Origin of the sequence: Chryseobacterium sp. BGARF1, assembly GCF_001677955.1 — a bacterium.
Taxonomy (GTDB): domain Bacteria; phylum Bacteroidota; class Bacteroidia; order Flavobacteriales; family Weeksellaceae; genus Chryseobacterium.
This window is the reverse complement of sequence record NZ_LELA01000152.1, coordinates 1-4,384: the sequence shown is the minus strand read 5'-3', so window position 1 is coordinate 4,384 and position 4,384 is coordinate 1. Positions and strand designations below refer to the sequence as shown.

The following is a 4,384-nucleotide window of genomic DNA, read 5'->3' as shown; positions in this document are numbered from 1 at the left end:
GAAGAAAAAAACACTACGCCAAAAGAATTCTCTTCACTCCAACTCCAATCCAAAGGCTTTCATGAAGAAATAGCAGTAGATGACTTTCCGCTTCGAGGGCTGGTGCATTGGTTTAAAGAAGTGGAAGGGTCGGGTTTCAAGTCGTTTTCTATCCTCAAAAATACCATTACACATCATTATAATGATATTCTAAATTACTTTAACACACGCAGCACGAATGCTTCAGCAGAATCTTTCAATGCGAAAATCAAAAATTTCAGAATGCAACTCAGAGGCGTGAAGGATAAATCTTTCTTTCTATTCAGATTATCCAAGATTTTTGCTTAATCCTCAACTTTTGATACTGATCCACTTTTTGCTTAGTCCCCAACTTTTGATACTGATCCGCTTAAGACCAGAGCAAAAATCACTTTCATTATTTGTTATTTTTAGATGTCAAATACATGATGACAAAAAATATAAGCCCAGAGAATACGCTTTGGAATGTTGCTCGTGCTAAAGAAATTTCATGTTCTCCATTAAACAAAAAGTAGTTAGTGCAAAAAAGAAGAATCATTAAGATTAAAGTTCCGATGAGTAGTTTGTTTGTTTTCATTGTTTATTTTTTTTGATTACGTTTTGCAGGTTAAAAAAATTAGCTTCCCGAATTACTTTTATTTTTTTTATTAAAAAAGGCGAATACCATAGAAAATACAGCTCCAATTAAAAAGCCCTGTAAAAGAATTATGATCATAGAATCGTCATCAACAAAGAAATATTTCGAAGTAAGAAAAAGTACAATGCATACTGCTGTAATAAAAATGGGTACTAATATTTTCATTGTTTACGGTTTTTTTAAGTTTTTAAAATAATTTCTAACCACTTTTATCATCGTGAAAGTCACAGCAATATTGAGGAACAATAACACCATATTGACTTTTAGATGTATTGGTTCTTGGAAAAAATTGGTCATTGCGGTAAACATAATGACAACGCTATTTAAGTAGACCATTAAACTTATGATAAGCTGTGTTTTGGTCGGGTTTTGCACCCAATTGTTTTTTTGATTCATGATAGTTTTGATTTTTAAATTTTCAAATCGTTCTTGATTTCTGAGGCAAATATATTGTGGCAAAAATCCATTTTCCAAATTTTAAAAATTGGACATCTGAATGAAATGAAAATTCCTATTTGAAAGCAGGAAAAAAATCTTCTTTAAAAGGAAAACAGCCTTTCTAAAAAGAAAAATCTCAAAACCTTATTGCTGATTTTCAACACATTGAAACAAACTTGCATTTAATCTGGAAATTTCCGTTATTTGACAGATAATTCACATCTTCAATGACCAAATTTCATCGGGTTTTATTTTTAGTATTGCTTTTTATTTTGAACTGGGTAAAGGGACAAGATGATACCCAATCTAAAATTTCTCCTAAATTTGAAAAATTAGTAGCTCAAATTAAAAATAATCAAAGTAGGAATGAATCATATAATCTCTCGAAAACACTTATAGCAGAAACAAAGAGAGATGGAGAAGATAAAGATTTACTTCAAGCATACGTTATTACTTCCGGTATTGCTCCGGATAGTTTAGCTACAAAATATTGTGACAGCATTTTAAATATTGCTATCAAATTAAAAGATCAAACCGCTATTGGAGCTTCGTATTTTTCAATTGCAGGAAGAAGTATGAGGGTTTTCGATTACAAAAAAGCTGCAGAATACTTTGCAATTTCTTACGATTACTATCTATCACAAAAAAATACTTATTGGGAAAAAACTAATTTGCTGTCGATTGGTAGACTTAAATCGCTAATTGGCGAAGATAATGCGGCTTCAAATCTTTTTTTAGAACACTATAATTACTTTAAAAGTAATCAAATTACTCCCGATCATAAGTTTTCTTTCAACTTTGCCAAAGTTTATATAATTTATATAAACTCAAAACTAAAAAAATATAAAGAGAATGAAACTTTGATTAGAGAAGTTTATACGTTTTTTGACCAAAATAAAAAGTATAGTTTCTTTAAATTTCACATCTTATTGGCAGACGGACGAAATGATTTTTCTTTAGGGAACTATAATTCTGCATTAGTAAAGCTGGAAAATGCGAGAAAAGCAATAGACCTTGTTGACAGCCAAAATCTGGACAATATCGATTTTTACATCGCCATGTGCTATTGGAAAATGGGAAATATAGACAAAGCCTTTCCTATATTTGAAAATATTAAAAAGAACTTTCTTAAAACCAAGAAAACATCTTTAGAATTTCGTCCCACATTTGATTTTTTTACTGAATATTATAAAAAAAACGGGACAACAGAACAACAATTAGCTTCACTTAATGACTTGTTGGAGTTTGACAAATATGAGAAAGACGTTAAAAGCTACGTTCAGTTAAAGCTGAAAGATTTTGATGAAAAACACAAAACTGAAGAGGAGTTTCTTACCGAAGACGAACAAAGATTTGGCAATTGGCTCAGCATTGCAATTATTTCACTCAGTTCAATTGCGGTGGCTTACTTTGTGTATAAAAAAGTAAAAACCAAAACTCAGAATGAAAAAGTGGAGGTTTCGGAAGCTCCAACTATTTCGACTAACTTTCATGAGCAACAAAAAACAGAAGAAGAAAAACAAAATGAAATTTCATTAGATACTGGAATAGATTACAGTTTGTACCGACCGATTAACAAACTTACAGTTGACCAGATTCTCGGTTCAATGAAAACTTTCGAAACATCTTTGGGATTTTTAGAACAGGATCTCAAATTAACAGCATTAGCACAGAAATTCAACACCAACGAAAAATATTTAAGCAAAGTTATTAAAGTAAATTTGGGAAAAACTTTTAATGCATATCTTACAGACTTAAGATTTGAATATTTGGATGAAAAACTGAAAACAGATTCTCAGTTTAAAAACCAAATGATTAAAGAAATTTCTTCAAAATTAGGTTTCGGAAGTCCTGAATTTTTTGCCACAGCATTTAAAGAGAAATATGGCAAATCACCGAAGGAATATTTTGAGGCTTAAGCGTATCAAATTCTTTACAGACTATTTGGAAAATTGTATCAAATTTTGAAAAATATAAGCCTGTGGATGTACTAATTTAGCGTCCAGTTAAAGTTAAGCATAAAACCTTAATTTTAACCTTATGAAACGAGAGAGAAAAATCTACGATCCTGCTTTTAAAATTCAGCTTAGCAAAGAACGAACTAATGCCTCAGAACTCGCAAGGGAACTGTGAATCGCAGTCACGCTGCTTTATAAATGGCGTAAAGAATTTGAAGAATTCGGGGAAGGAAGCTTTCCTGGCAATGGAAATCTTAAACTAACACCCGAGCAGGAAAAGATTCATGAACTTGAAAAAAAGCTCAAGGATGCAGAGTTAGAACATGATATCTTAAAAAAAGCAATCGGCATCTTTTAGTTCATTTTCTATTATTTTCTTATTAAGGTATTCATGAATGCTGTAGCATTTCCAAGAGCGGTCGATGAAATATAAATTCATAAAAAATAATGAATCTATTTTCCCGATTGAAAAGATGTGTACTGTTTTTAAATTAAGTTCCAGCGGCTATTTTAAATGGAAAAGCAGATCCTTTAGCAAGAAATTGTTTTTGAAGAAAAAAATAGAAGAGCAGATAACTTCGATTTATTTCTCATCCAAACAACGCTATGGAAGCCCTAGGATTACTTTTGAATTGAATTCTTTAGGCTACAAAATCTCCAGAATAACTGTTGCAAAATATATGAAAGAGCTGGGTTTAAGAAGTAAACTGAGCAAGAAATTTAAAGTAACCACAAACTCTAAACACACTTATTTGGTAGTAGAAAATGTGTTGGACAGGAATTTTATTGCCGAGAAGCCTGCGCAAACTTGGGTTTCTGATATTACTTATATTCAGACCAAAGAAGGATTTTTGCACTTAACAACAGTGATTGATTTGTATGATAGAAAAATTATTGGATGGAGTTTAAGCAACGAAATGAGCACCGAAGAGACAAGTCTTGCTGCTTGGAAAATGGCTGTCAAAAACAGGAAAATAGGGGAAGGATTAATTTTTCATAGCGACAGAGGCGTTCAATATGCAAGCAGAAAATTTGCAAATACTTTGAAATTTTATGGTGTTACAAGAAGTATGAGCCGCAGAGGGAATTGTTGGGATAATGCAGTGGCTGAAACCTAACGGAGTAGTTCGACGAAGTCAAAGTTTTTTCAAATCATTAAAAACGGAGCTCATTTATGGAAACAAACTCATTACAAAAGAAAAAATGGAGCTGGAAATTTTTGAATACATTGAAATCTGGTACAACAAAAAAAGAAGGCACAGTACTCTAAATTACCAAACAATAGAAGAATTTAACAATCAAAACAAAATTTATCAAAATGTAGCTTAACTTA

At 31.6% G+C, this 4,384-nt stretch carries 6 protein-coding genes; 5 read left to right on the top strand and 1 reads right to left on the bottom strand.

Going from position 1 to position 4,384, the window contains the following annotated elements:
• Positions 1 to 327, top strand: a 327-nt coding sequence (locus AB671_RS20920; RefSeq protein WP_185114116.1) for a transposase, incomplete at its 5' end; no start/stop codon positions are given.
• Between the two features lie 307 nt (positions 328 to 634).
• On the opposite strand, the gene AB671_RS20915 is transcribed toward AB671_RS20920, so the two are convergent.
• Positions 635 to 820, bottom strand: coding sequence for a hypothetical protein (locus AB671_RS20915; RefSeq protein ID WP_066680455.1), 186 nt, complete (start codon positions 818 to 820; stop codon positions 635 to 637).
• A 500-nt stretch (positions 821 to 1,320) separates the two neighbouring features.
• On the opposite strand from AB671_RS20915, the gene AB671_RS20905 reads away from it, so the two are divergent.
• The 4 genes from AB671_RS20905 to AB671_RS23105 all read left to right on the top strand — a co-directional run bounded on the left by AB671_RS20905 (position 1,321) and on the right by AB671_RS23105 (position 4,380).
• The gene (locus tag AB671_RS20905) at positions 1,321 to 3,012 is read left to right on the top strand and encodes a helix-turn-helix domain-containing protein (protein ID WP_066680459.1); all 1,692 of its coding nucleotides are present in this window, start codon (positions 1,321 to 1,323) and stop codon (positions 3,010 to 3,012) included.
• 214 nt (positions 3,013 to 3,226) lie between these two features.
• The gene (locus AB671_RS23115) at positions 3,227 to 3,409 is read left to right on the top strand and encodes a transposase (RefSeq protein ID WP_410492671.1); all 183 of its coding nucleotides are present in this window, start codon (positions 3,227 to 3,229) and stop codon (positions 3,407 to 3,409) included.
• Between the two features lie 64 nt (positions 3,410 to 3,473).
• Positions 3,474 to 4,169 carry an IS3 family transposase gene (locus AB671_RS23110; protein WP_410492670.1) on the top strand — a complete coding sequence of 232 codons (696 nt, stop codon included), beginning with the start codon at positions 3,474 to 3,476 and terminating at the stop codon, positions 4,167 to 4,169.
• A complete protein-coding gene (locus AB671_RS23105; RefSeq protein WP_262484055.1) occupies positions 4,150 to 4,380 on the top strand; it encodes an IS3 family transposase in 231 nt (76 codons plus the stop codon). Before AB671_RS23110 ends, AB671_RS23105 begins: the two co-directional genes overlap by 20 nt.
• Positions 4,381 to 4,384 lie beyond the last annotated feature (4 nt).